A 15,460-nucleotide genomic window follows, 5' to 3' on the forward strand; every position below is an offset into this window, starting at 1 on the left:
AGGTTACCCAATGCGTGAAATCGTTTTCGACACCGAAACCACCGGACTCGACCCCAAGACGGGCGACCGGATGGTAGAAATCGGCTGCGTCGAGATGGTCAATCTCGTCCCTACCGGGAACACGTATCACGCCTATTACAATCCCGAACGCGACATGCCTGCCGGCGCGGAAGCCGTGCACGGTCTTTCGGCAGCTTTCCTGTCGGACAAGCCGCTGTTCCGCGATATCGCGCATGAACTGCTCGATTTCATCGGCGATGCGCCGCTGATCGCGCATAATGCGGGGTTCGACTTCGGCTTCCTCAATGCAGAGCTGACGCTGATTGATCGCGAGCCGGTCTGCATGAGCCGCATGATCGACACCGTCGCGATCGCCAAGAAGCGCCATCCGGGCGCCAAGCTGTCGCTCGACGCGCTGTGCACCCGCTACGGCATCGATCGCAGCCATCGCGTAAAGCATGGCGCGCTGCTCGACGCCGAACTGCTCGCGCAGGTTTATGTCGAGCTGAAGGGCGGGCGCCAGATCGGGCTCGAACTCGCCGCCGAAGCGACCGTGGTCGAGATCGAGCAGGAAACCGTGGCGGTCCGCCAGGCGCCGGAAGGCCCGCGCCGCGAACCGCGGCCGCATGCGCCTTCGCCTGAAGAACTGGCGCGGCACAGGAAATTCATGTCCGGGATCGAAAACCCTCTCTGGGGGTAGATGAATTCCCGGACTGGTCGACGGACGGGGTCGACGGGATCGTGCAGGGGTACGAAGAAGGAGTACGAAGCTTATGGATATCCGCGTTTCGGGCCACCAGATCGACACCGGCGCAGCCTTGCAAACCCATGTCGAGGACCGATTGCAGGGCATCGTCGAGAAGTATTTCAATCGAGCGATCAGCAGCCATGTGACCTTCGGCAAGGCGTCCGGTGGCGCCTTCTCCTCCGACATCGTTACCCATGTGATGCAGGGCCTGATCCTCAAGGGGCATGCCGAGGCGCATGACGTGCACCAAGCTTTCGACGCTGCGGCAGCGAAGATCGAAAAGCAGCTGCGCCGATACAAGCGCCGCATCAAGGATCGTCACGAACAGGCCGATCACGCGATGCGCGAGCAGGAAGCCGCCTACACCATCTTCGCCGCGCCCGAGGTCGATACCGAGGAGGAAGTTACCAGCGAAAGCCCCCCGGTGATCGCGGAAACCAGCGCGCTTATCCCCGAATGCTCGGTCGCCGACGCAGTGATGCTGCTCGATCTGCAGAACACCAATGCGCTCTTTTTCAAGAACGGGGCTACCGAAGTGCATAACATGGTCTATCGCCGCCCCGACGGTTCGATCGGCTGGGTCGAACCGCGCGGCTGAACTGTAACGGATGAGGATTTGATGAGCGCAGCGGCAACCAGCGGAGCCGAGCGGCACTGGCGCGCGCTCGAAAGCCTCTACGCGTCCGCCCCGGTGAACAACCAGTTCGCCTCCTCGCTGGAAGTAACCGGTGAAGGTGCGGCGCGGATCGAGTTCGAAGTTACCGGCGAATGCTTCCATGCGGCCGGTGCGGCGCATGGCACGATCTATTTCAAGATGCTCGACGATGCGGCCTTTTACGCGGCCAACACGCTGGTGACCGACCGTTTCCTGCTGACCACCTCCTTCAACCTGCATTTCACCAAGCCGGTCCGCGAAGGAAAGGTGGTTGCCGAAGGCCGCTGGGTGAGCGGGCGCAGGCGTGTTTTCGTGGCTGAATCGCGCCTGGTGGATGCGGAAGGCGACGAGATCGGGCGCGGCACCGGGACATTCATGAAATCGCGCATCCCGCTCTCCAGCCTCGAAGGCTATTCGGCCTGATGGAAGATGCCCGCCTCCCGGCCCACCTCGAAGTGGCGGGATTGCTGCGTCTGACACAGCAATTGGGCGGCTTCGGCATGGTCCTGCAGAAGGGTGAATACGATGCCGGAACTATTGCCATATTAACCACACATAGTGGCAAAAATACCCGTTTGTGGGAGCGGATGCCGCAGATGGACGGGTCCAGGAAGTTCACCTGTACCCGCGAACAAGACGATGAAAATACTCGAGAATTCGACGAATATGTGGCCCGCAGGAAGAGCCAGGACCCCGATTGCTGGTTCGTCGAGCTGGACGGTCCCGATGTGGAACGCCTTCTCGAAATTCCCGCCCGTTAACTTGACACGGTTTCAATTGTGACTATTTGGCGCCGCAGCTTCGATGCGCAGGCGGTCGGATTTGGCAATGGGGTCAGACGACAAGCACGCAGACGGGGAGCCAGCGGCAGGCCCGCTAACGGATTCGAGTTTCAAGACGCAAGAGTACGCGCACTGAATCCCAGCCTGTGACAGCTCGCTCACCGCCGAAACAAGCGGAACTATGCGAAAGTCTATTTTTGGCCTTGCGGCAGGCGCCGCAGCCACGATTGCAACGTTTGCCGGTGCGGAAGAAACCGGTGCCCAGGCTGCCCAGGCAGCCGCAGAAGAAACCACTGCAGAAGAAGCGGTCCTCACCGAAGAGGTGGTTCCCGTCTTCGTCAGCGAAGAAGTGGTCCAGGAGCTTCCCGAGGAAGCTGCCACAGAATTTTCCGGAAATGTGCCCGAGGCCAATAGCCTGCGCGAACTCGTCGCGGCCATGCCTGCTGCCGGCGAACTTTCCGACGAGATGCGCTGCCTTGCCGGCGCAGTCTATTTCGAATCGCGGGGCGAACCGCTCCACGGCCAGCTTGCCGTTGCGCAGGTGGTGATCAATCGTGCGGAATCCAGCCGCTTCCCCTCGAGCTATTGCGGCGTCGTTTACCAGCGCGCGCAGTTCAGCTTCGTACGGGGCGGCACCATGCCGCGCATCCAGACGGGCACTGCCGCCTGGACGCGCGCCAAGGCGATCGCCCGTATCGCGCATCAGGGAATGTGGGACAGCGAAGCGGAAGATTCGCTCTATTTCCACGCGACCTACGTGAAACCGAGCTGGGCTTCGAAGAAGACCCGCCGCGCAGCGATCAAGACGCACATCTTCTACCGCTAAGCGGCAGCCAAGAGACAAAGAGGGGCCGTCGCCATGTGCGGCGGCCCTTTTTCGTGGTTTGCGCTCAGTCGGCGAACTCGACCCAGACGGGCGTGTGGTCGGATGCCTTCTCCCGCCCGCGGTACTCCTTGTCGACACCAGCCGCGGTCATCCGGTCGGCCAGCTCGGGCGAGAGCAGCAGGTGGTCGATCCTGAATCCGTGGTCGCGCTGCCAGGCACCGGCCTGGTAATCCCAATAGGTCCACACCCCGCCACGCGGGTTGAGCGTGTCGATCGCATCGGTCCAGCCGTCTGCAAGCATGCGCTTGTAGGCATCGCGGCTTTCGGGCTGCATCAGGGCATCGCTGGCCATGGCCTTGGGCGACCAGACGTCCTTGTCCTCAGGAATGACGTTATAGTCGCCCAGCACGACGGCCGGGACTTCCTCGGCCCAGATTTCCTTCATCCGTGCGCGCAGCTTCTCCATCCACGCCAGCTTGTAGTCGAACTTGGGCCCGGGATGCGGATTGCCGTTGGGCAGGTAGAGGTTGCAGATGCGCACACCGTTCACCTCTGCCTCGAGATAGCGGGCCTGCTCGCCCTCCCCGTCCTTGGGTCCATCGATACCGAGGCCGCGCTTGATTTCGACCGGCTTGGTCCCATCGGCGAGGATCGCCACGCCGTTGAAACTCTTCTGGCCGTACCAGATGGCCTGGTAGCCGATCTTCTCGAATTCCTCGGCAGGAAAGCCCTCGTCCATCGTCTTGATTTCCTGCAGGCAGGCGACGCTGGGCCGGGTTTCCTCGAGCCATTCGATGAGGCGCGGCAGGCGCGCCTTGATACCGTTGATGTTGAAGCTGGCGATACGCATGGAAGAACCCATGCCCGAACCCGCCGCGCGGGTCTAACCTAAATCCCGAAACTCGAGCCGCAGCCGCATCCGGCAGCCGCATTGGGGTTTTCGACGCGGAAGGCCGCCCCGCCCAGCGATTCGACGAAATCGACCACGCTTCCCGCGACAAGGTCGAGACTCACCGGGTCGACGACGAGGCGCACGCCCTCGGTCTCGCTGACCATGTCGTCACCCTCCGCCGCTTCGGCGAGGTCGAACTTGTACTGGAAGCCCGAACAGCCCCCGCCCTCAACCGAAAGGCGCAGGATCGCAGGCTTGGACTGCTTGTCGGCAATGGCCGCCACACGTTTCGCGGCGGCTTGGGTCAGGGTGAGCATTTCGGCCATGAGCGCGATGTAGGAGGCGTTGGGCCTGGTCTCAAGCGGTCTGGATATATTCGCGCATCGCTTCGGCTTCGTGCTGGATCTCGTCCAGTCGGGCCTTCACGAGGTCGCCGATCGAGATGAAGCCGCACATGGCTTCCCCGTCGATCACCGGAAGATGGCGGATGCGACGCTTCGTCATGAGCGAAAGCGCGTCCAGGATCGGCGTTTCGGTCGTCGTCGTGATGGCGGGCGAAGTCATCACTTCGCCGAGCGGGCGATCGAGACAGGCCGAACCTTCTTCGGCGAGGCGATAGATCACGTCGCGTTCGGAGAATATCCCGGCAATCCGTCCGCCGGACATGACAGGCAGGGCACCGATACGTTTGGAAGCAAGCAGTTTTACCGCGTCGCGAACCGCCTGGTCCACCGTGACCGAGATGATGTCGGAGCTGGCCCTGCCCTCGATCAGGCTACTGATGTTCATTCGCGCCTCCTCTTGCTGGAGGAAAGATGCCACTTTCGCGCAGGAAAAGCCAGTATCCGCCCCTAAGGCGTTGAAACGGGGCCCGCATAGGCCCATGGAGGCGCCGATGGTCGACAAATCACCCCTGGACGATCCCGAAGCCGCGGCATTTGCCTGGGCCCGTTATCGCAGGATCATGCGCTTCATGCTGCTGCTGACAATCGGTCTCGTCTCGATCGCGATGGCCCTGCTCTACAAGTTCGGCGGTGAAGTCTCCGTTCACTTCTACATCGCGACTGCGCTGGGCGTGGGTTTCGTCATGCTGCTGGCAGGCGCGTTGATGGGCCTCGTCTTCCTGTCGTCGGGCACCGGCCACGACGAAGCGGTCGACAACAATCTGCCCGACAATTCGATCGACGAGAATTAGTCCTTTTCGGCACCGCGCAGGCGGTACTCCTCGACCGGAACGCCGCCGATCAGGTGGCGCTGGATGATCGCTTCGAGAACTTCCTCGTCGCAGGAATGATACCAGACGTTATCGGGCCAGACGACCGCGATCGGGCCGTGGGCGCAGACCTGAAGACAGTCCGCCTTGGTCCGCTGGACCGTGCCGCCCCGCCCCACAAGGTCGAGCTGCTTGAGGCGTTTCTTGAGATAATTCCAGGCAGCCTTGCCGTCCTCGCGCGAGCAGCATTTCTGCTTCTCGCTGACAGCACACAGGAAGATCTGCCGTTCGGCCGTCTCACCGCCGATCTTTGCCAGCGCCTTCTGCGCCTTTTCAAGCCCGCCCTTCTTACTCATCCGGCTTCAGCCAGCGGTCGAGCCAATCGAAGACGGTGTTGTGCCACTGGAGCGAGTTCTTCGCACCGAGTACCCAGTGGTTCTCGTTCTCGAATACAAGCAGCTGGCTGGGGATCTGGCGCTCCTGCAGCGCGGTGAAGCTGGCGAGGCCTTGCGTATAGGGTACGCGGAAGTCCCTTTCGCCCGCGACGACCAGCATCGGGGTTTTCCAGTTCTCGACATAGTTCACTGGGTTCCAGCGCTCGTAGAGCTCGCTGTTCTCGGCGTAGCTGCCGCCGAAGTCCCACTTGGGAAACCACAGTTCCTCGGTGGTGTAATAGAAGCTGCGCATGTCGAAGAGGCCGTCATGCTGGACGAGGCAGTCGAACCGGTCGGGCCAGTTACCCGCGATCCAGTTCATCATGTAGCCGCCATAGCTCGCGCCCATTGCGCAGGCACGGCTGCCGTCGATCTGCGTGTCGCGCTCGAGCGCTGCGGCGAGGCCGAGCTTGAGGTCTTCGAGCGGCTTGCCGCCCCAGTCCCGGTTGATGCTGTCGGTGAATTCCTGCCCGTATCCGGTGGAGCCGTGGAAATCGACCGAGATCACCGCATAGCCCTGGCTTGCGACGACGCGCGGGTTCCAGCGGCTCGACCAGCCATCGTTGAACGAGCCTTGCGGGCCGCCGTGGACGTAAAGGATCGCGGGCATCTTGCCCTCGCGCCCTTCGAGCTTGGTGATCTGGCCCCACACCGTGTCGCCATTCGCGCCGGCGAAGCTGAAACGCTCGACCACGACGGGCGCGAACTTGCCGATCGTCGGGGTGGCGACCTGCGTGAGCGGTTCGGCCATGCCCCAGTCCTTCGAGAGGAACATTTCCGAAGGCGCACCGATGGAATCGCGGGTGAAGAGCACATCGCCTCCGGCAAGCGGGGTGACATTGCCGATATGCGCTTCGTTGCCGGCCATAAGGTCGATGCGCTCGACTGCGCCGGTGCGCGGATCGATGCGGAACGCCGGCGTATCGAGCACGTCCTGGGCGGTGGCGACGATCCAGCGCGAATCCGGGGTCCATGCCAGCGTGTAGAAGCTGCGGTCGAAATCCTTCGTCAGCGCGGTCGTCACGCCGCTTTCGAGGTCGCGCAGCATGATAACCTGGCGGTCGGCTTCATAAGTCGGGCGCGCCATGGCGACATAGGCAAGGTACTGGCCATTGGGCGAAGGGGTCGGCAGCGCATCGAGCGCTTCGTTCGCGTCCGTCAGGTTGACGGGCGCCTCGCCCGAAAGGTCCGACCACCAGATGTCGAGATTGGTGGAATAGGGCTCGCTTGCCCCGCCCTCGCGGGCGACGAAATAGACGCCCGAGCCATCGGGTGCCCATGCGACGTCCTCGCCACCGCCGAAGGGCTTGGTCGGCGTGTCGCCCTGCGGGCCGCCTGCGCCAATCGCACCATCGACGGGTGTGAAGGCATCGCTCGACATGGCTTCGGCCAGATCGGCGGTGAATACGCGGCTGTAGGTGCCCGGCGTTTCCCACTGGTCCCAGTGGCGATAGAAGCCGCCGCTCCCGTCGAAGAGCCGCCCTTCCCCGGGGCCCGGAGCATAGGGCTTGGCGCTGTCGTCGCAGGAAAGTTGGGTGCAGGTGCGGGCGATGTCGGTCCAGATCGCGACCTTCTCGCCATTGGCCGAAATGCTGTAGCCGCCCACGCCGCGCGCAATATCGGTGACCTGGCTGCCGTTCAGAACCGTGCCGTCCGCAGCGATTTGTGCGCGCCAGACCTGCGTGGCTCCGCCGTGATGGCCTTCTGCAAGATAGTAGAGCCACCCGTCGCCAGCGAAACTTGCCGCTCCGCCTGCGAGATCGAGCGCTATGGGCTGCGCATTCTTGTCGGTGAGCGAGCGCACGAAGAGCTGGCCCGAACGATCGAGCGTTTCTGCATCGGTCGTGGTGACCGAATAGACCGCCATGGTCCCGTCCGGCGAAACCGTCGGACTGCCGAGGCGCGGCATGGTGATGAGGTCTTTCGCCTGCATCGGCTCGGCCGCGTCCTGCGCGGCGAGCGGTGTGGCGATGAGCGCGAAAGCGCTGGCGAGCGGGAATGCGGCCCGGATGCGTGCTGTCATGGTCGCGCGGTTTAGCGCGGCGCCGACCGCTTGGGTAGTGGTTTAGCGGCGCGAGAAATTGAGGCCCATCGTGATGGCTCGTTCTCGGCGGTCTGCGGAACGGTTGTGCGCGATACGGTCATAGACCGACTGCCATTCGCCCTCGCTCAGGCAGACCAGATTCGCACTGGCATCTTCGCTCGAGACATCGAGACACTGGACCGTCACCGGCTCGCCCTCGGCGATCGCCGTTCGGGTTGTTTCGGATACGAAGGTGTCGGGGGACTGCAGGACGGGATCGTCGAGTGAAACCGGGGTCAGAGCGACGGCGGCAGTAACAAGAGCAAGCATTTCATTCTCCCCTTGGTGAAGTCACCAATAGGGAACGCGCCGGGTTAACGGCAGATGAAATGGTTGTTTTCTAGCGCTTCTTGCCCGCGATGCGCGAGATTTCCGCCTTGACCAGCTCTTCGACCATCGAGGGCAGATTGTCGTCGAGCCACTGGGCCAGCATCGGGCGCAACATCTGGCGCACGAGGCCTTCGAGCGAGGTTTCGCCCGAGCGGACGATCTGCGGCTGCTTGCCGGGCTTTGCGAGCATCGAAAGCGCGGCGAAATTCTGCTGCATCGCGCTGCGGGTGGCATCGGCGATCAGGCTCTCGTCGAGATCGTCGTCCTCGCCCGGTTCTTCACCGAAGCGGGCGTCGAGCTCGGCATTGTCCTCGATGATGAGTTCTTCACCGAGCTCGGCGCCCAGTTCGAGCACTTCCTCGGCTTCTTCCGCGTCGGCGGGCTCGGCGCTGCCGGCAATGAGCCCGCGGCGACGACCGAATGCACTGGCTTCGACGTCGCGGCTGTCGCGCGCGATCACCTTCTTGATCGAGTCGAGGATCTCTTCGACCGAAGGTTCGCCGTTATTCTGCATGTACGCCAAGCCCCTGCCTCCATTGCCGTCCCGAATCGGGTACGGACCCAGTGCTAAGGCCTAATGCCCTAGTCTTCAATCTCGGGAATCTCGGCAGTGGGGGCCGGGATGTCGACGGTGCTGCTGGTCTTTGCTTCCGGAGCGGGATCGCGCCCCCAGTCCCAGACGCTGCCGCTGACGCGGTCGTAATTGTCGATCGGGTCGTAGAGCACGCCCTCGTCGCCCAGGCCGAGGTCGCGCGCTTCCGCGCGGCCCATCGCGGCGAGGAGCGAGAAGCCCGCAACATAGGCGTTGCGCCGTGCGGTCACCAACTGGACGCGCGAAGACAGGAGTTCCTGTTCCGCGTTCAGCACGTCGAGGATCGTCCGGTTGCCGATCGAGTTTTCGGCCCGCACACCTTCAAGGCTGAGCGCGGCGGCATCGACGGCCGATTGCGAGCTTTCGATGATCGCGAGGCTCGCCTGCCAGCTCGAATAGGCGGCGCGGGTCTGCGCGATCACATCACGTTCGGCGGCGACAACATTTTCGAAGGCGGCTGTAGCCCGCGCGGTTGCCTGCCGCTGCAAGGCTGCCGGACGGCCACCCTGGAACAGGGGAATCCGCAGCGAAACACCTGCCGATGCGGCTGTCGCGGTCTGGTCACTGGGAACGATCGGGCTGTTGGGATCCGAAGGATCGAGCGGACCGTCTGCGATGCTGCCCAGATAGTTGTCGTAATCGTAGCCTGCGAAGACCGACAGGCGGGGAAGGCGGCTCGAACCGGCGACTTCGATATCGTACCCTGCCGCAGCTGCACGTTCCTTGGCAGCGATCAGGTCGGGATTGTTCTCGAGAGCGACATCGACGGCGGTTTCCACATCGCCGGGGAGGCCGGGAAGCGGCGGCGGTGCCTGCAGGTCGGTCGGAGCCTTGCCGACGAGGGCGATATAGTCCTCGCGCGCGGCGATGAGGTTGGCCTGTGCGCTGCGCAGGTCGCCCTCGGCCAGCGCGAGGCGGGCCTGCGACTGGGCAACATCGGTGCGCGTCAGGTCGCCGATTTCGAAACGGTCGCTGGTCGCCGAAACGTTGACCAAAAGGACGTCGACCTGGTTGGCCGACAGGGCGACGAGCGCCTGACCGCGAAGCACGTCCATATATGCGGCCACTACGCGAGTGAAGATTGCGCTTTCGAAGCCGCGCAGGTCTGCGCGACCGGCCTGCACGCGTTCTTTCGCGGCAGCGACCGAGTTGCGCACGGCGCCGCCCGAATAGATGGGAACGCCGAGATCGACGCCTGCCGTCAGCACGCGGTCGGGAGTGAAGAAGCTGGTTGAACGCTGCTTGATGAATTCGGTGACGGAGGCCGCGCCGTCGACCGAAGGCAGGCCTGCAGAGCGTTCGATCTGCACGCCTTCGTCGGTCGCACGCTGGTTGGCGCGCGCCGCTTCGAGCGTCGGGTTGTTCACATAGGCGTCGGTCAGCGCTTCCTGCAGCGTGTCGGCCTGGGCAGGGTTTGCGGCCAGGGCCAGCGCGATTGCGCTCCCCGAAAGTACCAGTCTGTTCACTACCCCTCCCTTGTGCATCTCTTAAAAGCTCCAGCTCTCCGGCTTGTCGAATGCGCCGAGGCGCGGAACGCCCATTTCTGCAAGCGGAAGCAGCGCGAGCGCCTTGCCCGACTTGCGGCCCGTGGCGAGGCGGGTCACGCCGCGTTCGACCAGGCCGGTGACGATACGGCCGCCTTCGGCGACCTGCTTGGCAAGACTTGCCGGAACATGTTCGATCGCACCGTCGACGAGGACGAGCGAGTAATTGCCCTTCTTGGCCTTGAGCGCGTCAGCAGGCGAGATCGCCTTGACCGAGGCCACCAGCGGTTCGACCAGCGCAGGCAGGTAGCCGCTGCCGCCGTCGATCACGAGGACGGTGTCATCCGCCTTGGGGCTGGCTTCGGCGAGCATCGCGCCGTGGAACAGCGGTGCGGGCAGGAAGCCGCCCTCGCCCAGCCGGATCGCGCGATCCATGTAAGCGGTGCCCTTGGCGTTCTCGGGAACGAAATCCTCGCGGGCAAGCGTGCCCATGCGTTCGAGCACGAAGGGCTCGTTCACGCCGCTGGTGCGCAGCTGGCTGTCGATCATCGCCTTCCTTGCGGCGGCGTAGTCGGGGCGGGTCTTGGTCGTGGTGCTCATAAATATCCGAGTGCTGTATTACAGTAATAACACGGTTGCGCAAGTGCTGCGTTGCCTTAGGCGCAAGACCCTTTGCTTCCAAGCGCTTTGACCGATGCCGTCAAACGCGCCTATCGGGGAGCGCAAATCTGCAACATGGGAATAGGCAGCGATGAACGGCATGGTGGTTATCAAGGAAGAGGACCTTATCGAGAGCGTGAAAGACGCGCTCCAGTACATCTCTTACTATCATCCGATGGATTATATCCGCGCGCTGGGCAAAGCCTATGAGGCGGAAGCCGGACCGGCGGCGAAGGATGCCATCGCGCAGATCCTCACCAACAGCCGCATGTGCGCCGAGGGGCACCGCCCGATCTGCCAGGACACGGGTATCGTCAACGTCTTCGTCAAATGGGGCATGAACTGCCGCCTCGACACGACGCGCAGCTTGCAGGAAGTGGTCGATGAGGGTGTGCGCCAGGCTTACAACCATCCCGACAACAAGCTGCGCGCCTCGATTCTCGCCGATCCTGCATTCACCCGCCGCAACACGCGTGACAACACGCCCAGCGTCCTCTCGGTCGAGATGGTGCCGGGCGACACGATCGACATCGACGTCGCAGCCAAGGGTGGCGGCAGCGAGAACAAGTCGAAGTTCAAGATGATGAACCCGAGCGACAATATCGTCGACTGGGTGGTCGAGCAGCTGCCGTCGATGGGCGCTGGCTGGTGCCCCCCCGGCATGCTCGGTATCGGCATCGGCGGCACGGCGGAGCATTGCATGAAGCTCGCCAAGCTTTCGCTGATGGACCCGATCGACATGGGCCAATTGAAACAGCGCGGCGCGCAGACCGATCTCGAGCAGCTGCGGATCGACATTTTCGATGCCGTCAACGCGCAGGGTATCGGCGCGCAGGGCCTCGGCGGCCTTTCGACCGTGCTCGACGTGAAAATCCTCGACGCGCCCTGCCATGCGGCGGGCAAGCCGGTGGCGATGATCCCGAACTGCGCTGCCACGCGCCATGCGCACTTCATGCTCGACGGATCGGGTCCCGCCTATCTCGATCCGCCGAACATCGACGAATATCCCGATGTGACCTGGAAGCCGGATACGGCGGCCAAGCGCGTCGACCTGAACAATCTCACTCCCGAAGAAGTGGCGAGCTGGGAGCATGGCGACCGCCTGCTGCTTTCGGGCAAGATGCTCACCGGGCGCGATGCCGCGCACAAGCGCATTCACGACATGCTCGAAAAGGGCGAGGAGCTGCCGGTAGAGTTCAAGGGCCGCGCGATCTACTATGTCGGCCCGGTCGATCCGGTGATGGGCGAGGTCGTCGGTCCGGCTGGCCCGACCACGGCCACCCGCATGGACAAGTTCACCGAGATGATGCTCGATCTCGGCCTCCTCGCCATGATCGGCAAGGCCGAGCGCGGGCATGATGCGGTCGAAGTGATCAGCCGTTTCAAGGTCGCCTATCTCATGGCCACGGGCGGCGCTGCCTATCTCGTCAGCCGTGCGATCAAGGGTGCGGAAGTCGTCGCTTTCGAGGATCTCGGCATGGAAGCGATCTACGAATTCGAGGTGCAGGACATGCCGGTGACCGTCGCCGTCGATGCGCAGGGCAACAACGTCCACACGCTTGCACCGGCGCGCTGGCGCGAGAAAATCGCGAAAGGCGAGATCGAGCCCGCCGAATAACGTCGATCCTCGACAAACGGCAATGCGAGTTCGACGGCGGCGCTGGCCTTTGCGCCGCCGAAACGCCACATATTGCTTGTTTTGAACGCTGAACCCCAGATGAATCGCGATATGCGCGCACCGGTCAAGGTGGTGGTCCTGTCCATCGTCGGCCTGTGGGTGGCCTATTTCCTGCTGATCACCGCGCGCGGCGCCGTGGTCGGCCTCGAACTGCAGGACGAATTGCTCTGGAGGCGCGCGATAGTGTGCGTTGCCGGCGGCGGTATCACCGTCCTTCTGTGGATGTTGCTGCGCCTGTTCGATGCGCGCAGCCTTGCGATGAAGGTCGGCATCGCCATCATCGCTGCCGTTCCTGCATCGCTCGCGATCGCGCAGATCAACACGATGGTCTTTGCCCCGATCGAGGACCAGGTCCGTGCCAAGATCGGCGAGCAGCGCGGTCTGACGATCCGCCGAGACGAATCGGGTAACCTCCTGCTCGACATTCCCGGCCAGACGGCCCCCGAAGGTGCGGAGCAGAGTGGGGACGGCAGCCCCGAAGCACCGCCCGCCTCGATCGTGATCGAGCCTGCGCCGACCGCGGCCGATTACTGGCGGCGGCTGACCGACCTCGCGCTTTCGCGCTACTTCCTGCTGCTGGCATGGGCGGCGCTTTATATCGCCATCGTCGCAGGCGCCCGCGCGCGGGCCGCCGAAAGGCGCGGTGAACGCTTCCGCAGCGCTGCCAAGGCGGCCGAACTGCGTAGCTTGCGCTACCAGGTGAACCCGCATTTCCTGTTCAACACGCTGAACTCGCTCTCATCGCTCGTGATGACCGGCAAGGGTGATCGCGCCGAGGAAATGATCCAGTCGCTGTCGCGCTTCTACCGCCATTCGCTCGCGGACGATTCAACCGGTGATGTGAGCCTCGAGGACGAGATCGACCTGCAGGAGCACTATCTCGAGATCGAATCGGTGCGTTTCCCCGACCGGCTCAAGGTGCATGTCGACCTTCCGAACGAACTCGCCCAGCTCAAGGTGCCGGGCATGATCCTGCAGCCGCTGGTGGAAAACTCGGTGAAGTACGGTGTCTCCGCATCGGCCAAGCCGGTCACGATCAGCATCGTCGCCCGCGAGGAATATGGACGCCTCGTCATCCGAGTCAGTGATAACGGCCCCGGAATGCCGACCAGCCACACCGGCGGGTTCGGCATCGGCCTTGCCAATGTCCGCGACCGCCTCGAGGCACGCTTCGGTCAGGAAGCGACGATCACGTCGGGCCAGTCGCTCGATGGCTATGAAACCGAACTCAGGCTACCGATGGTGAAGCATGGCTGAGGAAACAGACACGAAACTGCGCACGCTGATCGTCGATGACGAACCGCTTGCGGTTGAACGCATGCAGGTCATCTGCAGCAAGATGGACGATCTCAACGTCGTCGGCACGGCCAGCGATGGTGCCCAGGCACTGCGGCTGGTCGAGGCGCTTTCGCCCGACCTGATCCTGCTCGACATGACCATGCCCGAAGTCGACGGGCTTTCGGTCGCCAAGACGCTTGCCAAGCAGGAAGAGCGTCCGGCGGTCGTCTTCGTCACTGCGCATGACAATTACGCGGTCGAGGCCTTCGATCTCGACGCGGTGGACTATGTCCTCAAGCCGGTGAAGCCCGACCGTCTCGAACGCGCGATCCAGCGCGCCCTTGCCCGCCGCGGCGAAGGCGAGCGCGAGGAAAGCAAGTGGCTCGAGGAATTGTGGATCCCGCATCGCAGCGAGCTGATCCGCATCGACACCGAGGAGGTCTCTCGCATCGATGCCGAGCGTGACTATGTCCGCCTGCATGTCGAGGATCGCAGCTACCTGCTGCTGCAGACGATCGCGGGTCTTGAGAAGCGTCTCGATCCTGCCAAGTTCATCCGCATCCATCGCTCGACCATCCTGAGGAAGGATCGCATCAAGGGCCTTCGCCACGATGGCCTAGGCGTCTGGTCGGTCGAGATGGAAGACGGCGAAGCGCTGCGCATCGGCCGTACCTACCTGCCCAAAGTCAAAGCGATGGCCGGAAGGTAGGTTTTTCGTTTTGCGCACCCGCCTCCGCGGGTGCGTCCTCGCTAGACGTGCGGCAAGCCGCACCCGCTGCGGGCGGGCAGTCGCCCTTGCGGTCCGCTGGTCGCGGACCGGATCAACGCCAGATAGAACGTCTTCCTCTTGGTCGCGGTAGCCAAAGGCCGACGGGCCGCCGCCACTTATGCGGCGAAGCCAAGCGACGCGGAGGCGTCGCGCCCGGCGTTTGAGGGCGCACAAACAATCAGGACAAAAAAACACCCCGGCCGGGGGACTGCAGTCCGGCCGGGGTGCAGGTAAGCGGGCTGGGGGTTGATCAGCCGCCGTTCGCGCGCTGCTCTACGACAGCTGCGAATTTCTTGGTCGCGGAAGCCTTGGCTTCGTCGAAGCAGCGCTTCGTGTCGGCATCGCGAAGGCGCGATCCGGTGGTGTGACGCGAATAATTGCAGGCCTTGCGAGCGGCATTGTCGATGCGCTGCTCAAGCGTTTTCTGGCCGTGGGCCGATGCAAGGTCGAGGTCGCGATATTCGACATCGAACGAGACGGTCTGGGCGCTCGCGGGGAGAGCGAAGGCTGCCAGGGTGAGTGCTACGAGGGTCTTTTTCATTGGTATTCCTCCGAGTCTGCGGCGGGTCCGGCTTTTCTGAGGGACTGTCGTTTCGGACCCGCCGCACAACCTGTATTGCTCAGCTACAACTGTAATTGCACGCGGCTATCGACGGGCGGGGAGCGCTTCTGGACCGAAAGGGGAGAACGGGCGACGAATGACGATTGGCAATCGGCGAACAGCATTCCTATTTCTGGGAGGTGTTCCTGATTGCGATCATGTTCCTGCTCGGAGTGGGCAATTTCTTCGTCCACAAGGCGGTTCTGGAAAGCCGCCACCCCATGCTCGAGCAGTTTCGGGGCTTCCAGGGGGCGGGCCGCAGGGTCTCGCTTGCCTTCGAATTCGTCGTGCTCGTCGCCTGCATGCTGCTGGCGGCGCAGGGCTGGACGGGTGCCGTCATCGCCTATGCGATCTACAGCTCGTTCAATTTCGGAACCGCCTGGCTGATCCTGTCCGGGCGCATCTGACCCGCGGGAACCTGCAAGGCCGCTGCGC

At 63.3% G+C, this 15,460-nt stretch carries 20 protein-coding genes; 10 read left to right on the forward strand and 10 right to left on the reverse strand.

Annotated features, from left to right (window positions below):
- Positions 1 to 10: 10 nt before the first annotated feature.
- From dnaQ to K3165_RS13655, 5 genes are all read left to right on the forward strand, one after another.
- Positions 11 to 700 (forward strand): DNA polymerase III subunit epsilon, encoded by a 690-nt coding sequence (gene dnaQ, locus K3165_RS13635; protein ID WP_221549424.1) that lies wholly within the window; start codon positions 11 to 13, stop codon positions 698 to 700.
- Positions 701 to 773: 73 nt separating this feature from the next.
- Positions 774 to 1,346, forward strand: coding sequence for a ribosome hibernation-promoting factor, HPF/YfiA family (gene hpf, locus K3165_RS13640; RefSeq protein WP_221549425.1), 573 nt, complete (start codon positions 774 to 776; stop codon positions 1,344 to 1,346).
- 21 nt (positions 1,347 to 1,367) lie between these two features.
- Positions 1,368 to 1,826, forward strand: a complete 459-nt coding sequence (locus K3165_RS13645; protein ID WP_221549426.1) for a PaaI family thioesterase — start codon at positions 1,368 to 1,370, stop codon at positions 1,824 to 1,826.
- Positions 1,826 to 2,164, forward strand: a complete 339-nt coding sequence (locus K3165_RS13650; protein ID WP_221549427.1) for a DUF1491 family protein — start codon at positions 1,826 to 1,828, stop codon at positions 2,162 to 2,164. The genes K3165_RS13645 and K3165_RS13650 overlap by 1 nt, the downstream gene beginning before the upstream one ends.
- Positions 2,165 to 2,366: 202 nt before the next feature.
- Positions 2,367 to 3,011, forward strand: coding sequence for a cell wall hydrolase (locus K3165_RS13655; RefSeq protein WP_221549428.1), 645 nt, complete (start codon positions 2,367 to 2,369; stop codon positions 3,009 to 3,011).
- Between the two features lie 64 nt (positions 3,012 to 3,075).
- Here the strand turns inward: K3165_RS13655 and xth are convergent, their stop codons facing one another.
- The 3 genes from xth to K3165_RS13670 are packed head-to-tail and all read right to left on the reverse strand — an operon-like array spanning position 3,076 to position 4,692.
- Entirely contained in the window at positions 3,076 to 3,861 is a 786-nt protein-coding gene (xth, locus tag K3165_RS13660; protein ID WP_221549429.1) for an exodeoxyribonuclease III, read from the reverse strand.
- A 38-nt stretch (positions 3,862 to 3,899) separates the two neighbouring features.
- A complete protein-coding gene (erpA, locus tag K3165_RS13665) occupies positions 3,900 to 4,229 on the reverse strand; it encodes an iron-sulfur cluster insertion protein ErpA (protein ID WP_221549430.1) in 330 nt (109 codons plus the stop codon).
- A gap of 31 nt (positions 4,230 to 4,260) precedes the next feature.
- Positions 4,261 to 4,692: a CBS domain-containing protein gene (locus K3165_RS13670; protein WP_221549431.1), complete on the reverse strand. Its 432-nt coding sequence runs from the start codon at positions 4,690 to 4,692 to the stop codon at positions 4,261 to 4,263.
- A gap of 106 nt (positions 4,693 to 4,798) precedes the next feature.
- Here K3165_RS13670 and K3165_RS13675 point away from each other — a divergent pair, with 106 nt between their 5' ends.
- Positions 4,799 to 5,098, forward strand: a complete 300-nt coding sequence (locus K3165_RS13675; RefSeq protein ID WP_221549432.1) for a hypothetical protein — start codon at positions 4,799 to 4,801, stop codon at positions 5,096 to 5,098.
- Here the strand turns inward: K3165_RS13675 and K3165_RS13680 are convergent.
- The 6 genes from K3165_RS13680 to K3165_RS13705 all read right to left on the reverse strand — a co-directional run bounded on the left by K3165_RS13680 (position 5,095) and on the right by K3165_RS13705 (position 10,639).
- The gene (locus tag K3165_RS13680; RefSeq protein ID WP_221549433.1) at positions 5,095 to 5,472 is read right to left on the reverse strand and encodes a (2Fe-2S) ferredoxin domain-containing protein; all 378 of its coding nucleotides are present in this window, start codon (positions 5,470 to 5,472) and stop codon (positions 5,095 to 5,097) included. The two genes, K3165_RS13675 and K3165_RS13680, sit on opposite strands and share 4 nt — an antisense overlap.
- Complete coding sequence (locus K3165_RS13685) at positions 5,465 to 7,573, reverse strand: S9 family peptidase (RefSeq protein ID WP_221549434.1); 2,109 nt, start codon at positions 7,571 to 7,573, stop codon at positions 5,465 to 5,467. Before K3165_RS13685 ends, K3165_RS13680 begins: the two co-directional genes overlap by 8 nt.
- 42 nt (positions 7,574 to 7,615) lie before the next feature.
- Positions 7,616 to 7,903, reverse strand: coding sequence for a hypothetical protein (locus K3165_RS13690; protein WP_221549435.1), 288 nt, complete (start codon positions 7,901 to 7,903; stop codon positions 7,616 to 7,618).
- A 70-nt stretch (positions 7,904 to 7,973) separates the two neighbouring features.
- Positions 7,974 to 8,477, reverse strand: coding sequence for a DUF2497 domain-containing protein (locus K3165_RS13695; RefSeq protein WP_221549436.1), 504 nt, complete (start codon positions 8,475 to 8,477; stop codon positions 7,974 to 7,976).
- A gap of 68 nt (positions 8,478 to 8,545) precedes the next feature.
- A complete protein-coding gene (locus K3165_RS13700; protein WP_221549437.1) occupies positions 8,546 to 10,039 on the reverse strand; it encodes a TolC family outer membrane protein in 1,494 nt (497 codons plus the stop codon).
- A 3-nt stretch (positions 10,040 to 10,042) separates the two neighbouring features.
- Positions 10,043 to 10,639 carry a protein-L-isoaspartate O-methyltransferase family protein gene (locus tag K3165_RS13705; protein ID WP_247714137.1) on the reverse strand — a complete coding sequence of 199 codons (597 nt, stop codon included), beginning with the start codon at positions 10,637 to 10,639 and terminating at the stop codon, positions 10,043 to 10,045.
- A 160-nt stretch (positions 10,640 to 10,799) separates the two neighbouring features.
- On the opposite strand from K3165_RS13705, the gene K3165_RS13710 reads away from it, so the two are divergent.
- The 3 genes from K3165_RS13710 (at position 10,800) to K3165_RS13720 (ending at position 14,364) form a co-directional block, all read left to right on the forward strand.
- The gene (locus tag K3165_RS13710; protein WP_221549502.1) at positions 10,800 to 12,317 is read left to right on the forward strand and encodes a fumarate hydratase; all 1,518 of its coding nucleotides are present in this window, start codon (positions 10,800 to 10,802) and stop codon (positions 12,315 to 12,317) included.
- A gap of 99 nt (positions 12,318 to 12,416) precedes the next feature.
- A complete protein-coding gene (locus K3165_RS13715; RefSeq protein WP_221549438.1) occupies positions 12,417 to 13,634 on the forward strand; it encodes a sensor histidine kinase in 1,218 nt (405 codons plus the stop codon).
- Positions 13,627 to 14,364 carry a LytR/AlgR family response regulator transcription factor gene (locus K3165_RS13720; protein ID WP_221549439.1) on the forward strand — a complete coding sequence of 246 codons (738 nt, stop codon included), beginning with the start codon at positions 13,627 to 13,629 and terminating at the stop codon, positions 14,362 to 14,364. Before K3165_RS13715 ends, K3165_RS13720 begins: the two co-directional genes overlap by 8 nt.
- Before the next feature lie 310 nt (positions 14,365 to 14,674).
- On the opposite strand, the gene K3165_RS13725 is transcribed toward K3165_RS13720, so the two are convergent.
- On the reverse strand, positions 14,675 to 14,965 hold the full coding sequence (locus K3165_RS13725; protein ID WP_221549440.1) for a UrcA family protein: 291 nt from the start codon (positions 14,963 to 14,965) through the stop codon (positions 14,675 to 14,677).
- Positions 14,966 to 15,129: 164 nt separating this feature from the next.
- Between K3165_RS13725 and K3165_RS13730 the strand changes: the two genes are divergently transcribed.
- The gene (locus K3165_RS13730) at positions 15,130 to 15,432 is read left to right on the forward strand and encodes a hypothetical protein (protein ID WP_247714138.1); all 303 of its coding nucleotides are present in this window, start codon (positions 15,130 to 15,132) and stop codon (positions 15,430 to 15,432) included.
- The last annotated feature ends 28 nt before the right edge of the window (positions 15,433 to 15,460 follow it).

This window comes from Qipengyuania xiamenensis (assembly GCF_019711495.1).
GTDB lineage: Bacteria > Pseudomonadota > Alphaproteobacteria > Sphingomonadales > Sphingomonadaceae > Qipengyuania > Qipengyuania xiamenensis.

Bases quoted from the DNA above. Each gene is read 5' to 3' on its own strand.
- K3165_RS13700 (WP_221549437.1), bottom strand. From the start codon at position 10,039: ATGCACAAGGGAGGGGTAGTGAACAGACTGGTACTTTCGGGGAGCGCA.
- xth (WP_221549429.1), bottom strand. From the start codon at position 3,861: ATGCGTATCGCCAGCTTCAACATCAACGGTATCAAGGCGCGCCTGCCG.
- K3165_RS13685 (WP_221549434.1), bottom strand. From the start codon at position 7,573: ATGACAGCACGCATCCGGGCCGCATTCCCGCTCGCCAGCGCTTTCGCG.
- K3165_RS13650 (WP_221549427.1), top strand. From the start codon at position 1,826: ATGGAAGATGCCCGCCTCCCGGCCCACCTCGAAGTGGCGGGATTGCTG.
- K3165_RS13680 (WP_221549433.1), bottom strand. From the start codon at position 5,472: ATGAGTAAGAAGGGCGGGCTTGAAAAGGCGCAGAAGGCGCTGGCAAAG.
- K3165_RS13715 (WP_221549438.1), top strand. From the start codon at position 12,417: ATGAATCGCGATATGCGCGCACCGGTCAAGGTGGTGGTCCTGTCCATC.
- K3165_RS13675 (WP_221549432.1), top strand. From the start codon at position 4,799: ATGGTCGACAAATCACCCCTGGACGATCCCGAAGCCGCGGCATTTGCC.
- K3165_RS13705 (WP_247714137.1), bottom strand. From the start codon at position 10,639: ATGAGCACCACGACCAAGACCCGCCCCGACTACGCCGCCGCAAGGAAG.
- K3165_RS13645 (WP_221549426.1), top strand. From the start codon at position 1,368: ATGAGCGCAGCGGCAACCAGCGGAGCCGAGCGGCACTGGCGCGCGCTC.
- dnaQ (WP_221549424.1), top strand. From the start codon at position 11: ATGCGTGAAATCGTTTTCGACACCGAAACCACCGGACTCGACCCCAAG.
- K3165_RS13725 (WP_221549440.1), bottom strand. From the start codon at position 14,965: ATGAAAAAGACCCTCGTAGCACTCACCCTGGCAGCCTTCGCTCTCCCC.
- K3165_RS13655 (WP_221549428.1), top strand. From the start codon at position 2,367: ATGCGAAAGTCTATTTTTGGCCTTGCGGCAGGCGCCGCAGCCACGATT.
- K3165_RS13710 (WP_221549502.1), top strand. From the start codon at position 10,800: ATGGTGGTTATCAAGGAAGAGGACCTTATCGAGAGCGTGAAAGACGCG.
- K3165_RS13670 (WP_221549431.1), bottom strand. From the start codon at position 4,692: ATGAACATCAGTAGCCTGATCGAGGGCAGGGCCAGCTCCGACATCATC.
- erpA (WP_221549430.1), bottom strand. From the start codon at position 4,229: ATGGCCGAAATGCTCACCCTGACCCAAGCCGCCGCGAAACGTGTGGCG.
- K3165_RS13695 (WP_221549436.1), bottom strand. From the start codon at position 8,477: ATGCAGAATAACGGCGAACCTTCGGTCGAAGAGATCCTCGACTCGATC.
- K3165_RS13720 (WP_221549439.1), top strand. From the start codon at position 13,627: ATGGCTGAGGAAACAGACACGAAACTGCGCACGCTGATCGTCGATGAC.
- hpf (WP_221549425.1), top strand. From the start codon at position 774: ATGGATATCCGCGTTTCGGGCCACCAGATCGACACCGGCGCAGCCTTG.
- K3165_RS13690 (WP_221549435.1), bottom strand. From the start codon at position 7,903: ATGCTTGCTCTTGTTACTGCCGCCGTCGCTCTGACCCCGGTTTCACTC.